Source organism: Paenibacillus sp. FSL H3-0310 (assembly GCF_038002785.1).
Taxonomy (GTDB): domain Bacteria; phylum Bacillota; class Bacilli; order Paenibacillales; family Paenibacillaceae; genus Paenibacillus_AQ; species Paenibacillus_AQ odorifer.
This window is the reverse complement of sequence record NZ_JBBODC010000001.1, coordinates 1,346,014-1,365,137: the sequence shown is the minus strand read 5'-3', so window position 1 is coordinate 1,365,137 and position 19,124 is coordinate 1,346,014. Positions and strand designations below refer to the sequence as shown.

The following is a 19,124-nucleotide window of genomic DNA, read 5'->3' as shown; positions in this document are numbered from 1 at the left end:
AAGCACGTCTCTTATTAAACATACTATATCATTTGACGAACTTTATGACAAACAAACCGAAGTCGTCCTAAATTTCATACTCTTCAAGAAACTTAATGTCAAAGTTACCATCCAAAAATACAGGATGCTCCAACAGTTTCTGATGGAAAGGGATGGTGGTATGAATGCCTTCCACGGCGAATTCAGCCAAGGCGCGCTTCATCTTCGCAACCGCTTCCTGACGTGTAGGAGCCCAGACAATCAGTTTTGCAATCATAGAATCATAGAAAGGGGAAATCGTATATCCTGGGTACGCCGCACTATCTACACGAACGCCAAGGCCTCCTGGTGGCAAATAAAAGCCGATTTTTCCTGGTGAAGGCATGAAATTACGCTCAGGATCTTCAGCATTTATACGGCATTCAATGGACCAGCCATTAATCACGATATCTTCCTGAGTGAATGACAACGGATTGCCTTCTGCTACAGAGATCATTTCCTTAATCAAATCCACACCTGTAACCATTTCTGTTACTGGATGTTCAACCTGAATACGGGTATTCATCTCCATGAAGTAGAACTGTCCATCCGGTCCAAGCAGGAATTCAAGTGTTCCGGCTCCCGAATAATTCACGGCAAGTGCTGCTCGAACTGCTGCATTACCCATCGCTTCCCGAATTTCCGGTGTGAGCACTGAACAAGGTGCCTCTTCAATCAGCTTTTGGCGACGACGCTGCACGGAGCAGTCCCGTTCACCTAAATGCACTACATTGCCATGTTTATCTGCAATAATCTGAATCTCCACATGCTTCATGCCTGTTAGGAATTTCTCCAGATATACACCAGCGTTACCAAACGCCTTTTGTGCTTCCTGTTGTGCAGCAGTAATCTGCTTCACTAAAGATTCCTCGTCCTCAGCAATCCGTATTCCCTTACCTCCGCCACCTGCAGTCGCCTTAACGATGATTGGGTACCCAATATCGCGGCCCAGCATGACAGCTTCCTCTACATCGCCTACAAGACCATCTGAGCCCGGGATAATCGGAACTCCAGCCAGTTTCATGGTTTCCTTCGCCACAGCCTTATCACCCATACGGTTTATGGCATCTGGAGAAGGTCCTATGAAGATAATATTGCAAGATTCACAAATCTCTGCAAAATCCGCATTTTCAGCTAAAAATCCATAGCCAGGATGGATGGCATCACATTCCGTTAAGGTGGCTACACTCATAATATTTGTAAAGTTCAGATAGCTGTCCTTGGCCGGCATCGGACCGATGCAGTAAGCTTCATCAGCCAACCGGACATGCAGTGAATCCCGGTCGGGTTCCGAATAGACCGCGACGGTGGAAATGCCCAGCTCACGGCAGGCCCTAATAATGCGGACCGCGATTTCGCCGCGGTTGGCAATCAACACTTTTTGAATGTTCATGCGTTTCCTCCCAAAGTTTTGCGAAGCTTCCGCTCCTTAAGTAGTCTGCGGTATTTATTCCGGTTTAACCAAGAATAGTGGTTGACCGTATTCTACAAGCTGACCGTTCTCAGCAAGCACAGACACGATTTCACCTTTGATCTCCGCTTCCAGCTCATTCATCAGTTTCATCGCCTCAATAATGCAAACCGTTGATTTTTCACTTACACGGTCTCCAACATTAACAAACGAAGGCGTTTCCGGAGAAGCGGCACTATAAAAGGTCCCCACCATTGGAGACACAATTTTATGTAGTTTGCCTTCTGCAGCTGCTTGTGGCTGCTGCGCTGGAGGAACTTCACCTACTACCGGATAGGATACTTGCGGTACGCTCTGCGGCTGCGGGGCAGGCGTAAAGGGATAGGCAGCATAAGGAGTCGCCTGTACTGCTGTTCCATCAGCTTCAGGGCGATCCGGTTTGCGAATTGCAAGCTTCATTCCTTCGCTTTCGATCTCCAACTCATGTACAGAGGAGGTCTGGTCCAGCAATTTAATCAATTCCTTAATTTCGCTCAACTTGAACATATATCAGTTCACTCCTTCAGCTTTCTCTCGAAGCCACTTCTTAAGCGGACAAGATAACTTTATGTATTATATCACAATCGGTAAAAATGGAAAGAGCCCGGGGCAACCCGAGCTCTTTCGTCATTTTTCTTTTAATTATACAGCTTATTATTGCTCAGAAACGTATTGTACACTAATTTTATCTTGAGATACACTCAGTTCCTTCATTACGAGATCCACGATGCTGACCGCTTGCTTTACATCCAGTTTGTCGCTGAGAACGACTACTTTATAGCTGTCTCCAGCTTCTTCCTTTACAATCGCTTCGCCATATTTTTGTTGAAGCTGTTCTTCGATACCGGTAATTTTGGATTCTTTTTCTTCAAGATTAAGAAGTTGTTCTTGAGCGACTGCGTTATCAGCAGGTGTTTTGTCCATGTCATTAATCAAAGCAAGCAAGTCTTGTTGGTTCTTAAGATTCTTTTGCTCACGTTCATAAAGGTAGTTAGTGAACATACTGCTCGCCGATACACTTTGAGAAGCTACTTCATCGAGAATTTCTTTGTCATTTTTGGCTGGAGTCTTGGTTGTTGTATTTGCGGCTGTATCTTTAGCAGATGTATCTGTTTTGGCGGCATCTTTAGCAGCAGTGTCGGTTGTTGCCTTCTCTGAGTCACTGCTATTTGCGGCAGCTTTACTGCTATCGTCCTTAGCAGCTGTAGTTGTACTGTCGTCCGTTTTAGCAGTAGTAGTGCTATCATCCGTTTTAGCGGTAGCAGCACTGTCATCCGTTTTGGCGGCAGTAGCGCTGTCGTCCGTAGTAGCGGCGCCAGTAGTGCTATCTACAACGCCTTCATCGGCAACAACATCGCCTTGACTAACAACTTCGTTCACAACAACACCTTTGTCACCAACCGTTGGCAACGCTGCACCTGCTGTGTCTTTCAGGGAATCAACCTGCATTGTGCCAGCCGTGTCTTTTGGAATCGAAGCACCTGAGTCTTCAGTGAATAAATAATATGCAGAGAGGACCACCATCAAGCTGAGCATAGAAACCAACCATATCGTTTGTCTTTTGCCGTTCATTCCTAATTCCTCCTAAAATTTAATCTAGTGGCTGCTTCGGAAGCACTCACTTATTGACTTTCTCCTGCTACTCTTGTTTGCGTGGTACTACTGAAATGCGCTGGATCGGGACATTCAAGCCTTTTTCTATAGCCTGCTCGACGAGTCCACGAACCACCTTGTTCTCTGCCCCTTTGGCAACTACCAGTACGCCGCGTACCTGAGGTTTGATCCGCTTCGTCACAATGGGTGTCTCGTCCCCTGATTGCGAGTAGGTTACGATTTCGCCATCCCTCGTATATTGTGTCGTATGACGTTTCCCCCCACTGGCATCCGTCTCTTCACTAAGCTGTTGGGAGTCATTCATATTACGCACCACGACAATTTCTTCTGTAGACTCCACTGTAACCATGATATCGACTGTACCGACGCCAACGATTTTCTCCAAAATTTCCTTCATCCGGTTCTCCATCGCTAGTTCGATGCTGTCGAACGAATTGGTCGTTGTGGTTGGATCACTCTGCACCAGCGCCGTTTGAGAGGACTGATTCACCGGCGGCTCACGCCCTGTATTCTCGTTATCAATCCTCTTCACATTGACGAAGGAATTGAATAGCATGATCGCTGCGCCCAGCAGACCCAGAATGATCAGCCAGCGAAAGGTATGGCTTCTCTTCGGACTGCCGGCCCCACCCCCAGCCCACTGCTCAAGCTTTTTCAGCCAATTGCTCACTCCCATCCCTCCTAAAAATTATAGTTTCTTAGAAACATCAAGCTCATGATTTGACGTTACTAGCCACGCTGCCATCCACCTGAATGACTTTGGGATCCAAATCCCACTTCAGTTCCAGCAGCTTTACAATGGACTCCATTTCACTCGAGGACGCGCTGTCTTCAGCTACAGTTCCGTTCACTGCTTTATTAGGTTCAGCTGATGATGTTGCTTCACTCCCTACGTTATCTGCCGGATTAGCGCCAATTTTAACTTCTACAGGTGCTACAGGAGAGATTGTAATGGGTGCTGTAGTCGCTGTGCTGGAAGCTCCGGAAGTACCCGGGGAGTTAGCCGTTGTCTGAGGCATAGAGACCCTTACATTGGAAATGACAGGAACGTCTTCGTTACCAGTGCCGCCAGACTTCCCCATGCCCAGCGTTACGGTGACATTAACCCCGCGTTTGCCGGTCTCACTGATAATCTGCTCTTTCATCTGACCCGCCACCTCTTCGGCAGCGAGCTGCAGACTCTGTTCCTGACGGCCTTGTGCAAGCTTTTGCCCATCTGCCAGAATCTGTTCCAAGGATGGGTCTCCCTTCCCTCCGCCAGTGAACAAACCGCCCTCTTTCTCTTGCTGTCCCATAGCGACACTCAGTTCGGAGATTGCATCACCTTTCAGGAGAGAGACGATAGGGCTGAGCATCGTGAGCAGGATTAGGAGACTTAGCACCAATCTTGCATAACGCTCCATGGATTTGCTTGGGAGCAGCAATTCAACAAATGACGCCAACAGCACAACCAGGATGATCTCCCGCAGCCAACCGCCTAACCAGCTCATGGTTTCCCTCCTAAAGGTTTTGTTGCTTCACCTCATCATTACGGTCAAATTGCCCGCAGTCAGCATGATCGTAACCGCCATAAAAAACATTAAGGAAACAGCAGCCAAAGCAGCGAATACGTACACCATGCTTTTTCCAATCGTCTGGAGACAGACTACAATCGGTGTCTCTCCCAGCGGCTGCATCACAGCGGCGGCTATGTTGTAGATAAGGGCAAGCACCAGGATTTTGATTGCCGGAAAAGCACACAGGAACAATATGATAATGACACCCGATAACCCGATCGCATTCTTCACCAGCAGTGAAGCTGAGATTACTGTGTCTGTGGCATCCGCGAACATTTTGCCGATGACCGGAACAAAATTCCCTGTAATATATTTAGCGGCCCTAATGGTGACCCCATCCGTTACTGAGCTTGTTATCCCTCGAACGGAAATTACACCTAGAAACACAGTTAGCAGTACACCTAACAGTCCAGCACCGATGTTTCGTAGCAGGTTAGCCAGCTGGGTTAGTTTATATTTCTCTGACAATGCGCTGACCAGATGCAGCACTGCCGAGAAGAAAAGAAGCGGAAAAACAAGGGTGTGGATCATGGTGCCAACCGTATGAATCATAAAAACAATTAACGGATGGGTGACGGAGACCGTAACGATATTCCCCATCGAAGCCAGCAGCGCGAACAGCAGTGGAATCATCGCCATCATGAAATCGATCATCCGATCGATAGCATCCTTTGCATAACCAATAGCGATATTGAAGCTGTTCACGGCAATTACCAGCACCACCATATAACAGAGCGTATAAGCGACCTTACTGACCGTTTTTCGCTCAAAAGCGGTTTGCAGCGTCTCCAGAATCATGCTGAGCACACTGATCATCACAATCGTCACGAGCAGCTTTCCGTTGTACAGCACCTCATGCCACATAAAGCCTAGAAGCCCAGATAACACACCCTTCAAGCTGAGCCCCTTATCTCCTGGAAGCAGCATGTCCATTAGCGTGGGTGTGGCCCCGTCCGGGAAAAAACCACCATAATCCTTCATCAGCTGATCCCAGTACGACTCGACTTTATCTTTTGGCAAATTATTCACCTGGCTCTTGACCCACTGGTCTACCGGGGAGGAACTGCCGGATTCTGGTGTTGAGGAAGCTTGCACACTCTGAGCTGTACCTGCAAACCATAGAATGAAAAAGAATGGAAGCAGCAGCAGTATTATTTTTAGTTTTGGAGGACGGAAAACACTGCGCTCTTGCATAATTTCTCCTCCCGATTCGTTGCTCAGCTCTCTTTACGATTGCTTTAAGCAGGCAGTAGTTTCATGACGGTTTCGATAATGATGCTGATGATGGGTACGGCTAGTACCATAATTAGCACTTTGCCGGCGAGTTCTATTTTGGAAGCAATCGATTCCTGACCGGCATCTCGTACAATCTGTGCACCGAACTCCGCGATATAGGAAATGCCGATGATTTTGAAAACAGTCTTCAAATAAATCATTTCCATCCCCGATGACTCAGCCACCCGCTCCAGTGTAGAGAGGATCATTCCGATCTTGCCGATGAGAAACATAAAAATTAGAATTCCTGTTGTAGTAGCAAGAAGGAAGGCGAACATCGGTTTTTGTTCCTTCAGTACGAGAATCAATATGGTCGATATCAGCCCAATCCCAACAACTTGAATAATCTCCATGGCACGCCTATTGAAAAAGAAAGATCGTTTTTATTTCCTGCAGCAACCCGTCCAGCATACGAATCACCATGAACAGCACGACTACGAACCCGATCACGGTGACCCAATGTGCGAAATCCTCTTTTCCCATCTGTTTGAGCACCGTGTGTATCATGGCGATAATTATGCCAATGCCGGCAATTTGAAAAATCGCATTGACTTCAATATTCATTCCTGGCACCTCGCTAAAAGATCAAAATGACGATCAGTACTCCAAGCAGCAGACCCAGGCTTTTACTTAACTTTTCATATTTGCCTTGATCCTCTCTGGCCACCGACTCCTCCTGCTTCAATTGCTGCAATGCTAACGCGATATGAGTGCTCTGATTCGACCTATCGCTTGTGCCGAGAGTACAGCTGAGCTGGCGAAGAATCTCTCTTTCTGTCCCCTTCATAGCGGTAGACTTCCAATATGCTTCCATCGCCCGCTGGATGGCATCCTGGGCGCTTCTGTCATAGGGAGGGCTCATCTCCTCCGCTGTTTTGACAAACAACGATTTCAGCGGGTCCTTCGACTGATTCCCAATCCGCCGCATGGCTTCCGGCAGTGGGGTGAAGCCGTACATGATCTCTGTTTCCAACCGCTGTAGTGCTGCTATTAAACCTCTGATATGTCTGGGCCTGTCTGCATATTGACGAGCAAACTGGAGACCTGCAAGCGTACCAGCCACCACAATGAGCACAGCACCGAACAGCTTAAGCATGCAAATCACCACCTAGTCGATCCCCGGGAGAGATAAGCAGCATTCCTCTTTTCTGGCCATCCAGAATACGAAACGTGAGGCCTGCTTCTGAACGATGGAGTATGACATATCTCTCGAACATCTTTTGTTCCAGCAGTCCTCCAAGACCCGGCCTACGAGCCAACTCTGTTACATCTTTTCCGTGAGCGGAAGCAATGACAGATATTCCGGCATGCAGGGCCTCGGTAACTGCTTCGGCATCTTCAGGACGCCCAATCTCATCCGCGATTAATACATCTGGCGATAGCGACCGGATCATCATCATCATGCCTTCTGCCTTGGGACAGCCATCAAGAACATCAGTCCGCGGACCCACGTCAAAAGCGGGAACACCACGCCGGCTGCCAGCAATTTCAGACCGTTCGTCAACAATTCCCACCTTCAGCCCCGGTCTAATCCCTTCGCGCTTGCCCAATTCCCCTAAGGAGATTTGTCTTGCAAGATCGCGGAGCAGGGTAGTCTTGCCATGTTGTGGAGGGGAGAGAATCAAGGTGTGCATCATTCGCTGCCGCCCCTTGTCCAGTAAATAAGGCAGCACTCCATCTGCGATTCCAGGTACTTCTCGAGCAATACGGACATTAAAGCCAGTGATATCACGAAGATGCTCTACACCTCCGCCACTCAGTACTGTCCGGCCAGCAAGTCCTATCCGATGACCGCCGGGAATCGTAATAAATCCTTTTCTCAGCTCTTCTTCCATCGTATATAGCGAATGGTTGCTGATCAGGTCTAGCAGTCGATGAGTGTCTTCCCGATCCGGCTTGTAAGCTTCTTCAGGCCTCTGCGTCAAACTGCCATTCACTCTTAGAAAGTGATATTTACCAGAGTAGTTAATTTCCAGCGGACGACCTTCACGGACACGAATCTCCTCCACCATTCCTAGCAGCGGAAGGGGAAGGCACTTTAACAGCGCTCTTACTTTTTCAGGAAACAATTGCAGCCAATCATCTGCCATACAAAGTACCCCCAAGCTGTCCTCTACTTAATTGCTTTATTCCATATTTATGCTTGTACGCGCCCAATATGCCTATCATCTATCATTTTTTCAAAATCCCGATTAAGAGAAAGGCTACACCGCAGCCCACCCAGCCTAATTTGCTCCATGACAGCTGCTGTGCCATCCCAGTCAGACCAATAGCTGTCGTCAATATCAATATGGTCGGGCCTACCAAAGCCAGTCCAGAATTGACAGCCAGCGCCTTATCGACCTGATTTAATCTGAGCATTATCAGCGCAGCTATAATCTCTGCACTGCCCGAGAACAACCGCAGAGTCGCCATCCAGCTTACATACTTGTCCAATCTACTCCACTCCTTTTACTAATTCATTCATACCAAAAGAGATCTGAGGCTTGTTTAGCTTTCTATTATTCATGGATATGCGTGGCTTTTTCACTTTAGACAATGAGAAATGACAGATTTGCAGATCAGACTGTGAAAGAATTCATAGTGAGTGGGTTCATAAATAAATATAATCAGTACGATAAAATAATTTTTACGAACGCCTTCATCTGTGGTATCCTTTTTAATTGGAAATATAGTGAGTTTATATTTTCAAAAAAAGGCAAACTAAAAAGACATAAGAAAAAGAGGGGATTTGTGTCATGCACGTACGAAATTACGGGCTACCGCTCAGCATGCGGTCCGTAGTCAGACCAGTAAGAGAAGCGGCAATCATTATTTTTTCAGCTTTTTTAGTCGCCGCAGGGATGAGATTATTTCTAATTCCTCATCAACTGCTAAGCGGCGGGGTAGCAGGGGTGGCTTCAGTCATCGGGTATGTAACTAATCCGAAGTACATCTCAATCATTTATTTTGCGATAAACCTTCCTGTTCTGATCTGGGGATTTATTGCAGTGGGGAAAAAGTACATCTTACTAAGCATGCTTTCCGTTTTAGCTACCACCTGGTTCATGACAATTATTCCTGCGGTGAAAGTGACCAAAGACCCGATTTTGGCTAGTATTTTTGGCGGCGTAATTATTGCTGGCGGGGTTGGATTTTCTCTCCGTGCCGGGGGTTCATCTGGAGGATTTGATATATTAGGCTCGATTATTACACGTAAGCGGGATATTCCTATTGGGAATGTACTCTTCGTAATGGATGGGATCGTTATTCTGAGTTTAGGCTTCTTTAAAAGCTGGGACTCAGCCTTATACGCTATGCTCTGTATTTTTGTGAAAAGCAGAGTGGTTGATATGATTCATATTCGTCATGTTAAGCTAACCTGCTTCATTGTTACCAAGGAACGGGATAAAATGCTGAATCGTCTTAGAGAGCTGCCTCATGGCATCACAGTAGTCAACGCAGAGGGCGGTTACAGTCACGAGGGCAATACAATGCTGATGACCGTAACGACCCGCTATGAGCTGTCAGAGCTGCGTAAGACTATCCTTGAGACGGATCCAAGCTCTTTCGTCAATGTACTTGAGACTGTTGAAATTCTAGGCCGGTTTAGACGTTTAGGATAAATACCCATATAGATGTAAAAAGGAACGCTGCATTCAAACCTGCAGCGTTCCTTTTCATTTATTGCTGATGCCCAAAAAGGAGACCCCGTAGCTAAATAGCTGTAGGATCTCCCTTTTTATTGATTGAACGGCTCTTAACGACGATCCTTAGGACCACCAACAAAGGCCTGCTCAGTTGTATCCAGATTATAAGCGGTGTGAAGCGCCTGAATGATCGATGGCAAATTGCCGGATTCGATTACACAAGAAACCTTAATCTCAGACGTGCTGACCATCTTAATGCTTACGCCCTCTTGGGAGAGCACATCAAACATTTGAGCCGCAACACCAGGATGGCTAACCATACCCGCGCCAACAATAGAAACCTTAACGAGGTTATCCTCGGACGTTACTTCACGGTAAGGTAAAGTTTTATGGATTTCTTTAATGACTTCCTTCGCACGGTCCAGTTCATCAAGTGAAACTGTAAATGAGAAGTCAGCCTGCTCATTCTGCACACCACTTTGTACAATGATATCTACGTTTACGCCTTCTTCAGCCAGCTTGCCGAAGACTTGAGCGAGTACACCCGGTACATCAGGTACTCCTAGAATACTGACACGTGCTACATTCTTATCATAAGCAATCCCACTAACTACGACTCCTTGCTCCATGCTTGCTTCCTCCTTCACAACAGTACCTTCATTATGATTAAAGCTCGATCTAACGACCAGCTTAACTTGATGACGCTTAGCATACTCCACTGCACGCGGATGTAGTACCGCCGCTCCCAGATTGGCAAGCTCTAGCATCTCATCGTATGAGATTTCGTTCAGCTTGCGGGCTGTTTTCACAATGCGTGGATCTGTAGAATAGATACCATCAACGTCGGTATAAATCTCACATACATCTGCTTGAATAGCAGCCGCAAGGGCTACAGCTGTCGTGTCCGATCCTCCGCGGCCCAGGGTAGTGATCTCACCATCCAAAGTCATCCCTTGGAAACCGGCAACGATAACGATCTGTTCGCGTTCCAAAGACGCTACTACACGGTGTGGATCAATATCATTGATACGAGCTCTACCGTGGGTTTCGTCTGTACGGAACCCGGCCTGCCATCCTGTATAAGATACTGCATTCCGCCCGATCCCATGAAGAGCTATGGACAAAAGAGCAACGGAAATCTGCTCTCCTGTTGTCATCAGCATATCCATTTCACGTGCAGGCGGCTGCCCGTTTAATTGCTTCGCCGTATCGATCAAATCATCTGTTGTATCCCCCATAGCAGATACAACTACAACGCAGCGATGTCCCTCATCCTGCTTGTCTGCGATGCGCTTGGCAACACGTTGCATGCGTTCTGTGTCGCCGACGGAGCTGCCTCCGAATTTCATAACATAAAGTGACAAAGTCCCACTCACTCCCCATATCGGTCTATGTAGTTGCTTCTAATCGGTTTCCCGCTTTAAACCAGTATAATACGAAAATAGCGTAATGCGTTAATGATTTCATTAAAAAATTATTGATTTTCCAGAAGCTAACAAAAAGATAAGGTCAGCTTCAAGACACTAGCTGACCTCATTTCACTCGTCTTCCAGTTTTTTATTGAGAAGCTGGTCGATAAGTCAGGGCCATCACTCCAGAACTGAATCTTTTGGAGTCCACTAGCTCCAACGTCTTCTCTTCACCAACGTTATCGAACAGGCGCTGACCGCTACCCAGCAGAATCGGGAAGACCAGAAGCTGATATTCATCGACAAGGCCAAGCTGCATCAGGCTCTGCGCAAGCGTACGACTGCCAAAAACGAGAATATCTCTCCCCGGCTGCTCCTTCAGCTTGGACACCTCCTGAGCAAGATCGCCCTTGATCAAGCTTGAATTGCTCCATGTTGTTTCTTCGAGAGTTGTGGAGACTACGTACTTAGCGTATCCATTCATCATTTCACCGTACTCACCTGTCTGCTCAACCATATTTGGCCAAGCCTCTGCAAAACCTTCGTAGGTTGTCCGTCCTAACATTAGAGCGTCAGCAGCTTTCAGTTCAGCAAACTTGAAATGCTCCTGTTCTTCACTTCCGAATGAGAAGGTCCATTGTGGATTTTCCATAACACCATCAAGGGATATGAACTCAGATATAATTAATTTTCTCATATGCGCCTCCTTCTGATCCTTTAATTCGTAAGTATAACATTCTCACCCATACTGTTCCTCATGCATCCTCGTTTATATACCAAAAACCCCCCACCGTAATAACGGGGGAGGCTGATTGGTTATAAGTTCGGCAAGTATGATGCTTCCTACGCGCGGGAGATATATTTACCTTCGCGAGTATCAATAAGCAGCACATCTCCTTCATTGATGAACAGAGGAACTTGTACAGAATGACCTGTTTCAAGCTTGGCCGATTTAGTAGCGCCTTGAGCAGTATTACCCTTCACACCTGGCTCAGTTTCAACAACCTTCAGCTCTACGCTGGTAGGCAGGTTAATCCCAAGGATTTCACCTTGGTAACTGATGATGTTTACAGTCATGTTCTCTTTAAGGAAGTTCAATTCCCATTCAAGCTGCTTGCTGGACAATTCGAATTGGTCATAAGTTTCGTTGTCCATGAAAGCATGCTCCGATCCGCTTGCATACAAATATTGCACGCCACGGTTCTCAATAATAGCACGGCCAATAGTTTCACCAGCACGGAAAGTACGCTCAACAGTGTTACCATTGCGCAGGTTTTTCAGCTTAGAGCGAACGAACGCTGCACCTTTACCTGGTTTAACGTGCTGGAAATCAAGAACGGTAAAAATATCACCGTCCACCTCTACGGTCAAGCCTGTCTTAAAATCGTTTACTGAAATCACTAAAAATCCCTCCTGAATTCGATAATTAAACTACTACTTTTCTTACTTACAGTACTGTATATTCTTTGGACGAATGGGTCAGCAGCGATATTCCGCTCTCGGTGATCACAATATCGTCTTCAATACGTACTCCGCCAATCCCCGGCAAATAGATACCTGGTTCTACAGTAACGACCATTCCCGGCTGCATGATATCGTCACTCAGCTTGGACAAACGCGGCCATTCATGAACTTCCATTCCAAGTCCATGACCCGTGCTATGTCCAAATTGATCACCATATCCGTAGCTAGCGATGATATCACGTGCCAGTGCATCACATTCCCGTCCAGTCATACCCGGTTTGATATGTGCCAACGTATGTAGCTGAGCTTCCAGCACAATATCATAGATTTCTTTCAGCTTCGGATCTGGAGCTCCGAGTGCAATGGTACGAGTCACATCTGAGCAGTATCCATCGAGTAATGCACCGAAATCAAGCGTAATAAATTCATTACCTTGAATTACACGGCTGCTTGCTACGCCATGCGGCATGGACGAACGTTCACCTGAAGCAACAATCGTATCAAACGATGACGCAGTTGCCCCGTGGGTACGCATATAGAATTCCATTTCCAAATCGACGTCTCTTTCAGTCATGCCTGGTTTGATCACATTCAGAATATGATTGAATGTAGCATCAGCCAGATCAGCTGCACGTTGCATAACAGCAAGCTCTTCAGCATCCTTGAACATACGGAGGTCTTCCACGGCTTTGGAAACTGGAACTAACACTGCCGGCTTAAGGGCTTCCGCATATGAGGTATAAGCGCTGAATGAGACATCATCCTGTTCGAAACCAACACGTACCTCACTGCCTGTTGGCAGCAACTCGCGTACTGTATCAATAAATTTAGGACCATGCTCTACAACCTTAACTCCTACCGCTTGATCCGCAGCCTGTGTCATGTACCTGAAGTCAGTTAGCAGATAACAATCATCGCTTGTCACCAATACATAACCGGACGATCCGGTAAATCCACTTAAATAGCGGCGGTTATAACCGCTGGTTATCAACATTGCTTCCAATCCTTTATCCTGCAAAACCTTACGCAGCTTGGAGACGCGCTCGTTACCCATTTTCATTCTCCTCTCGAAATAGCCACATTGTATTTTAACATAGGGATATCCCCTTGAGAAGTTTTTTCGAGCCGTTAGGCAAGTGCAGTCGCTTGCTCACGCTTTCGTTCGTCGGTATACTCAATCGCCGCTGTGTATCCAATGAACATCCCCCAAAGTAAAAAAAGGCAGAACTCACTAATCACAGTGTTCCACGGCAGCTTAAAAGGCGGCTGCATAAGAAACATTTGCGAGCCGGGAATAAATATAACTACCCACCACAAAACACCATAAACCAATCCTGGCCAAGGTCCCTTCAGCTTGCGCAGAATAAGCACATATAGCAGTGAGGCTATCACTGAAAATAAGATGAAAAACAAATAACCCACGAGATGTCCATACATTGTTGTCAGAAAAGTATGTTTAAAAAACGGCTCTGCTAAATAACCAGGACTAACCTTGGTAAAGCTGAACCAGTAGATTAACCAGTGCAGCCCTCCCCAAATCAAACCTGCGAAAAAACCTAATTCGAGCGCAAAAAACCAAATATTAGTATGATCTGATTGTTGTTGATGTGATTTGCTCATAGAATTGCCTCTCTTTCCGTATTTTTAATAACGATTTGTCTCTCCTTGTCCATATAAGGTAGTATGTGCAGCAAAAGGCGATCCAACTAGTAATGTCTTCAAAAATTAGTTACAATGTATTATATAAATCATATTAATTACGGGAAGGTGAATTGGTTGTCCCAGGAAACTCCCAGCTATGGCGGCCAAGCCGTCATTGAAGGCGTCATGTTCGGCGGCAAGCATATTAATGTAACAGCCGTGCGACGAAAGAATCAGGAGATTACATTTTTGGAGGTGCCAAGAAGCGATAAGAGCTGGGTCACTAAACTGCGCAAGATTCCGCTGCTTCGCGGCCTTGTCAGTATTATAGATGCCAGCGCCAAAGGCTCTAAGCACTTGAACTATTCGGCTGAATCCTATGCCGAAGATGAATTGGAACCCGAAGAACTGGCGAAAGAGAAAGCTAAGCCGAAGAAAAAGGACGAAGGCTGGAGCCTCGGAATGATTTTTGGCGTTGCTGTAATGGGTATTCTCTCCTTCTTATTCGGAAAGCTCATTTTTACGCTTGTACCAGTATTTGTCGAAGATTTTTTATTCAAGAATGCATTTGATAACTATGTACTGCACAACCTCATAGAAGGCGGCATTAAAATGGTTCTCTTGCTGGTCTATTTATGGGCGATTTCGCAAACACCTGTGATCAAGCGGCTATTCCAGTATCACGGTGCGGAACACAAAGTCATCAGCGCCTTTGAAGCAGGCGAAGAGCTGACTGTCCAGAACGTTCAGAAATACAGCCGACTGCATTACCGCTGCGGAAGCAGTTTTATGATGCTGACGATTATCCTCGGCGTTATTATTTACTCCGTAGTCCCCTGGGATAATCTTTGGGAACGTGTGATCCAACGGATTATTCTGCTGCCTGTCGTAATCGGTGTTTCGTTTGAGGTTCTGAAGGGTACCAACGCAGTAAGAGAAATTCCAGGTCTCAAATACTTGGGATACCCTGGACTATGGCTGCAGCTGCTCACTACCAAAGAACCAAAGGATGATCAGGTAGAAGTATCCATCGCCTCTTTCAATCGTATGCGTGAGCTTGATGCAGAGATTGAAGCCAGAGGATATACGGAGGCAAGTGTGTCAGGCGGCATATTGGATCCTGCGAAAGGATGAGTGTCCTATGATCAGGCATGCTTTAATTTTTTGGATTTCAGTAATTCTTGCAACATTCGGTTTTGTGATTGGAGTCTTGACTGAGCCTTTCTATACGCTGTCGAAGCTGATTCTCCCCTTAGTACTGTTAGCGATTATCTATTATGCTTACAAAATGGGACCAGGGAAATACGCTCGCAGCAGTAATGGATCTAGAATCAAAGTCAAACCTTCGCAGAAAACCATGACCAAGGTTGCTGGGATTCGCAAGACTCAAGCAGTACCAGGCAAACGTAAAAGTTATCCCTTCCAAGTCATCGAAGGAAATAAAGGGAAAAACGATGATCAGCTTCCGAAGTACCATTAACTAAATAAAAACAAACACCAAAAAGCATCTCCACGTTTCAAAATAACGTGCGGGATGCTTTTTTTCTGATATTATAAAGCTTGCTTGTTATCTGGGGCGCCACTCCTTAAAGAAGTCTTCCCCTGCCTTCAGTCCGGCGGCATACAATTCGTCGCTTTGCATCTTCGTAATATTAAATTGGGTCGTGCCGATACCAAGCGTTGGGATGGTTACCGTGCGGACATATTTATCATCTTCAATATATTTCTCATCATGAGCAGACAGCATGGTGCTTACCATAGCTTGCAGCATACTGAACGGCCCCCTAATCCTGTGGGGCTGCGGGTCGGTTTTACCTACTGTTTGATACCCTACCGTAGGGATTCTTTTCCCCGTCACTTTACTATTCTCATTCATCCCGTCAAATAGCCATAAAGGAAAATTGCTTAATAACCCTCCGTCCACAACGTATACAAATTGCTCAATAAAAGACTTCCCTCTCGCGGACTGTCCATTTAACCTGAGCATCACTGGATCAAAAAAATAAGGAATACTGCAGCTCATTCGCACAGCCTTAGCCACCTCAAAATGTTCAGGAGAGATTCCATACTGTTCCAACCCATCTGGTAAGACCAATATCCGGCCATTGGTAATGTCAGAAGCAATTATAGATAGTTTGCCTGGAGGCAGATCACGAAAAGTGATAATTCCCTTTTTTAGCAAAAGCGATCTCATCCACGATTCCAAGGCTTCACCCGAATACAATCCCTTCTTCAATAACACTCGCAGTGCAGGACCTACCCAAGCCGTATTATAGATGGGAGCTCGCTTCATAAACGATGAAAAAGAAGTTCCTTGGATCATCCGACTCATTTCCTCACCTTCATAACCCGCAGCCAGTAAAGTCGCTACAATTGCGCCTGAGGAGGTTCCAGCGACCTTTTTAAAGGTTCGCCCCGCCCTTTCCGTGGCTTCAACTGCTCCAGCGAGAGAAATCCCTTTTACTCCCCCTCCTTCAAACACAGCGTTAATCTCCATACACAAAAATCCCCCGTTTCCCATAGATTCTATTGCTTATCTATGAGCACGGGGGAGCATTCATGACTCCTTATCTAGAACAGTTATCTTATTTAGACTGAAAATAAAAGGTCAGCAAATTTGATAATCCAAACGGATTGCGGACAACAATGTCATTTGCTCTGAACATAATACTGCCTGCAACCTCTTTATATTTCTCATTATACTTAAGCTGGTTGATGATTTGGTCGCCACTTTGCCATTCTGCTTTCTGGTCACTTGCTCCAACCTTATAAGCAGCTTGTCCAATATAGAGCTTAACATTCGTATTCTCTACCTCTTTAACCCACCAATCTACTAGCTTATCGTAACGGGCAGTGCTAAAGGACAGACTCCAATAAATTTGCGGTGCTACATAGTCAATCCAGCCTTGCTTGATCCATGTCCGAACATCGGCATACATATCGTCATAAGCGGTAACTCCAGCTGTGGTATCCGAACCTGTGCTGTCTTTTTTGATATTACGCCATACACCAAACGGACTAATTCCATAAGAAACCTTCGGTTTCACCTTATGAATCTGTTCTCCCAATTGACGGACGAATTCATTAATATTATCGCGGCGCCAATCCGCCTTAGAGGACAGGTTCTTCGTGTTATAAGTCTTATAAGCAGTATCATCGGCAAAAGATACACCTGAAGGATAGAAATAATCATCCAAATGGACACCATCTACATCATAGCCTTTGACGACCTCCAACACTGTATCGATAATGTGCTGGCGGGCTGCTGGGATCCCTGGATTGATGTATTTTTTACCTCCGGCGTCTACAATCCATTCCGGATTTGACTTAGCCACATGATTACTTGCTAATGCGGATGTAGAAGCATCTGTTGTCGCGCGGAATGGGTTGAACCATGCATGGAACTGCATACCGCGTGAATGTGCAGCGCTGACCATATAGCTCAACGGGTCATAACCCGGATTTTTTCCTTGGGTGCCGGTCAGCACCTTAGACCAAGGAACTAGAACAGAAGGGTACAGACTGTCTGCTGAGGTTCTAACCTGTACAAAAACAGCATTAAAACCAACAGCTTTTAGCTTGTCCAGCAGATTATCAAATTCTTGTTTTTGTTTCGCTTCGTTACCTGCAGAAGCTACTGAAGGCCAGTCCAGATTAAATACTGTAGAGATCCAGGCTCCCTTCATCTCCTTGTTAGCCGACGCACCAGGAATACTTGGAACTGTTGGCGAGGTCGGTTTTGGAGTCGCTGTAGGGGTTGGGGTCGGTGTAACGACTGGAGTCGCTGTAGGTACCGCTGGTGTTTCCGGATCAGCAGCCTGCGGCGGCTCTGTATTAGAGTACAAAGAAATATGTTTGGTAGCCTGATCCCAGATAACCTGTAACCCCAATTGCTCACTTACAAAACGAAGCGGCACCATAACCCGTCCCTGCTTAATCTGTACTGAGGTGTCGAGGGCTACAGAAGCATTATTAACTAATGCACTTTTCTGGCCACTGGTCAGCTTGATCTCTGTATCTCCTTGCGTGATTGTTACTGTCTTACTGCTTTGATTCCAAACTACTCCAGCATTCAACCCTTTACTAATGACGCTAATTGGCACCATCGTTACATTCGAAGCTGTGATATACGGCGGCACATCGCTTGCCAGCGCCTCGCCATCCAGTTCAATGGTAATCTGCACAGCTGCCGCACGTGCCCCAGGAGACCATAAAGGCAGAAACAATACTAATACTAGCAATCCCAACATCCATTTACGATAATTCATAATTCCTCCCCAAATCTAAATAATATGTATCCTATAAAAAAAGAAAAAACGGATCAATCCTCCAAGTTGATGTACCGATTCCACCCTTCAAAAGAGCGGTATCAGTCTCAGCCAGAAAAAGGACTTATCCGTTTTGACGCTAAAAACTGGGAAAGGTTGCACTAAACAAAATAGAAACGGCTATACCATCAAGTAGTTTATGCTCACCAAAGCCTTGCTGGGCATAACTTTAAGGACGGTATCCGTTTCGGGAAAAAACATTTCAAGAATCGCTTGCCAGTTCATTGTGAATAGCATATAAAGTCTGCAGACGTTCTTCATCGCGGCGGAAATATTCCACCAACGTTTCGATACGTGTAATCGAATCCCAACTCAGGTGGTGCTCGATCCCTTCAACATCATTATAGATAAATTCCTGCTGTACTCCGATCAAACCGAGGAATTCTTCCAATAGTTGATGACGATCAACAAGACGTTTCCCTACTTTTTTCCCTTTGTTGGTTAGGACAAGCCCACGATATTTCTCATAGATGAGATATTCGTCCTTATCCAGTTTTTGGATCATCTTGGTCACAGAGGAGGGGTGTACTTCCAGTCCCTCGGCAATATCCGAGACCCGCGCATAACCTTTCTCATCAATGAGCTTATATATGCGCTCCAAATAATCCTCCATGCTGGGTGTTGGCATTAAAATTTACCTCTTTTCTATAATGAACCTGGCGCCGAGCCAAACCTTGCTCTAACAATGATACATGTTTCTAACGCCCCTTGGCAAGTCCTTCAAGAGAACATGGGGAGGA

General features: G+C 46.0%; 22 protein-coding genes. 3 read left to right on the top strand and 19 right to left on the bottom strand.

The features are described from left to right. Positions 1-67: 67 nt before the first annotated feature. From accC to MHH63_RS06025, 11 genes are all read right to left on the bottom strand, one after another. Positions 68-1,411 carry an acetyl-CoA carboxylase biotin carboxylase subunit gene (gene accC, locus MHH63_RS06075; RefSeq protein ID WP_076129648.1) on the bottom strand — a complete coding sequence of 448 codons (1,344 nt, stop codon included), beginning with the start codon at positions 1,409-1,411 and terminating at the stop codon, positions 68-70. 54 nt (positions 1,412-1,465) lie between these two features. Continuing rightward, complete coding sequence (accB, locus tag MHH63_RS06070; RefSeq protein ID WP_076098642.1) at positions 1,466-1,975, bottom strand: acetyl-CoA carboxylase biotin carboxyl carrier protein; 510 nt, start codon at positions 1,973-1,975, stop codon at positions 1,466-1,468. A 147-nt stretch (positions 1,976-2,122) separates the two neighbouring features. Continuing rightward, on the bottom strand, positions 2,123-3,040 hold the full coding sequence (locus MHH63_RS06065; protein ID WP_036682837.1) for a SpoIIIAH-like family protein: 918 nt from the start codon (positions 3,038-3,040) through the stop codon (positions 2,123-2,125). Positions 3,041-3,107: 67 nt separating this feature from the next. Next, the gene (spoIIIAG, locus tag MHH63_RS06060; RefSeq protein ID WP_175617305.1) at positions 3,108-3,752 is read right to left on the bottom strand and encodes a stage III sporulation protein AG; all 645 of its coding nucleotides are present in this window, start codon (positions 3,750-3,752) and stop codon (positions 3,108-3,110) included. A gap of 43 nt (positions 3,753-3,795) precedes the next feature. Next, the gene (gene spoIIIAF, locus MHH63_RS06055) at positions 3,796-4,572 is read right to left on the bottom strand and encodes a stage III sporulation protein AF (RefSeq protein ID WP_340394328.1); all 777 of its coding nucleotides are present in this window, start codon (positions 4,570-4,572) and stop codon (positions 3,796-3,798) included. Positions 4,573-4,599: 27 nt separating this feature from the next. Beyond that, positions 4,600-5,832 (bottom strand): stage III sporulation protein AE, encoded by a 1,233-nt coding sequence (gene spoIIIAE, locus MHH63_RS06050; RefSeq protein WP_036682845.1) that lies wholly within the window; start codon positions 5,830-5,832, stop codon positions 4,600-4,602. Between the two features lie 44 nt (positions 5,833-5,876). Next, entirely contained in the window at positions 5,877-6,266 is a 390-nt protein-coding gene (gene spoIIIAD, locus MHH63_RS06045) for a stage III sporulation protein AD (protein WP_036682847.1), read from the bottom strand. Positions 6,267-6,273: 7 nt separating this feature from the next. Further along, positions 6,274-6,477, bottom strand: a complete 204-nt coding sequence (gene spoIIIAC, locus MHH63_RS06040) for a stage III sporulation protein AC (RefSeq protein WP_036682849.1) — start codon at positions 6,475-6,477, stop codon at positions 6,274-6,276. Positions 6,478-6,490: 13 nt separating this feature from the next. After that, positions 6,491-7,009, bottom strand: coding sequence for a stage III sporulation protein SpoIIIAB (gene spoIIIAB, locus MHH63_RS06035; RefSeq protein WP_076104383.1), 519 nt, complete (start codon positions 7,007-7,009; stop codon positions 6,491-6,493). Further along, a complete protein-coding gene (gene spoIIIAA, locus MHH63_RS06030; RefSeq protein WP_076129644.1) occupies positions 7,002-8,003 on the bottom strand; it encodes a stage III sporulation protein AA in 1,002 nt (333 codons plus the stop codon). The genes spoIIIAB and spoIIIAA overlap by 8 nt, the downstream gene beginning before the upstream one ends. Positions 8,004-8,085: 82 nt before the next feature. Continuing rightward, positions 8,086-8,349, bottom strand: a complete 264-nt coding sequence (locus MHH63_RS06025) for a YqhV family protein (RefSeq protein ID WP_371915730.1) — start codon at positions 8,347-8,349, stop codon at positions 8,086-8,088. Positions 8,350-8,651: 302 nt separating this feature from the next. On the opposite strand from MHH63_RS06025, the gene MHH63_RS06020 reads away from it, so the two are divergent. Beyond that, a complete protein-coding gene (locus tag MHH63_RS06020; protein WP_081382367.1) occupies positions 8,652-9,518 on the top strand; it encodes a YitT family protein in 867 nt (288 codons plus the stop codon). Between the two features lie 134 nt (positions 9,519-9,652). Here MHH63_RS06020 and MHH63_RS06015 read toward each other — a convergent pair whose 3' ends face one another. From MHH63_RS06015 to MHH63_RS05995, 5 genes are all read right to left on the bottom strand, one after another. Continuing rightward, a complete protein-coding gene (locus MHH63_RS06015) occupies positions 9,653-10,906 on the bottom strand; it encodes an aspartate kinase (RefSeq protein WP_036682855.1) in 1,254 nt (417 codons plus the stop codon). 193 nt (positions 10,907-11,099) lie between these two features. Further along, positions 11,100-11,648, bottom strand: coding sequence for a dihydrofolate reductase family protein (locus MHH63_RS06010; RefSeq protein WP_076193103.1), 549 nt, complete (start codon positions 11,646-11,648; stop codon positions 11,100-11,102). Positions 11,649-11,794: 146 nt separating this feature from the next. Beyond that, positions 11,795-12,352 carry an elongation factor P gene (efp, locus tag MHH63_RS06005; protein ID WP_038572538.1) on the bottom strand — a complete coding sequence of 186 codons (558 nt, stop codon included), beginning with the start codon at positions 12,350-12,352 and terminating at the stop codon, positions 11,795-11,797. Between the two features lie 46 nt (positions 12,353-12,398). Continuing rightward, positions 12,399-13,469 carry a M24 family metallopeptidase gene (locus MHH63_RS06000; protein WP_036682862.1) on the bottom strand — a complete coding sequence of 357 codons (1,071 nt, stop codon included), beginning with the start codon at positions 13,467-13,469 and terminating at the stop codon, positions 12,399-12,401. A gap of 74 nt (positions 13,470-13,543) precedes the next feature. Further along, positions 13,544-14,035, bottom strand: a complete 492-nt coding sequence (locus MHH63_RS05995) for a YqhR family membrane protein (RefSeq protein ID WP_036682865.1) — start codon at positions 14,033-14,035, stop codon at positions 13,544-13,546. A 207-nt stretch (positions 14,036-14,242) separates the two neighbouring features. Here MHH63_RS05995 and MHH63_RS05990 point away from each other — a divergent pair, with 207 nt between their 5' ends. Then, positions 14,243-15,190 (top strand): DUF1385 domain-containing protein, encoded by a 948-nt coding sequence (locus tag MHH63_RS05990; RefSeq protein ID WP_094901946.1) that lies wholly within the window; start codon positions 14,243-14,245, stop codon positions 15,188-15,190. A gap of 7 nt (positions 15,191-15,197) precedes the next feature. Continuing rightward, positions 15,198-15,536 carry a hypothetical protein gene (locus tag MHH63_RS05985; protein WP_341171316.1) on the top strand — a complete coding sequence of 113 codons (339 nt, stop codon included), beginning with the start codon at positions 15,198-15,200 and terminating at the stop codon, positions 15,534-15,536. Between the two features lie 87 nt (positions 15,537-15,623). Here MHH63_RS05985 and MHH63_RS05980 read toward each other — a convergent pair whose 3' ends face one another. The 3 genes from MHH63_RS05980 to mntR form a co-directional block, all read right to left on the bottom strand. Further along, on the bottom strand, positions 15,624-16,553 hold the full coding sequence (locus tag MHH63_RS05980) for a patatin-like phospholipase family protein (RefSeq protein ID WP_076129640.1): 930 nt from the start codon (positions 16,551-16,553) through the stop codon (positions 15,624-15,626). 88 nt (positions 16,554-16,641) lie between these two features. Then, entirely contained in the window at positions 16,642-18,324 is a 1,683-nt protein-coding gene (locus MHH63_RS05975) for a family 10 glycosylhydrolase (protein WP_076193095.1), read from the bottom strand. Between the two features lie 262 nt (positions 18,325-18,586). Next, a complete protein-coding gene (gene mntR, locus MHH63_RS05970) occupies positions 18,587-19,012 on the bottom strand; it encodes a transcriptional regulator MntR (protein ID WP_036682880.1) in 426 nt (141 codons plus the stop codon). Positions 19,013-19,124: the final 112 nt, after the last annotated feature.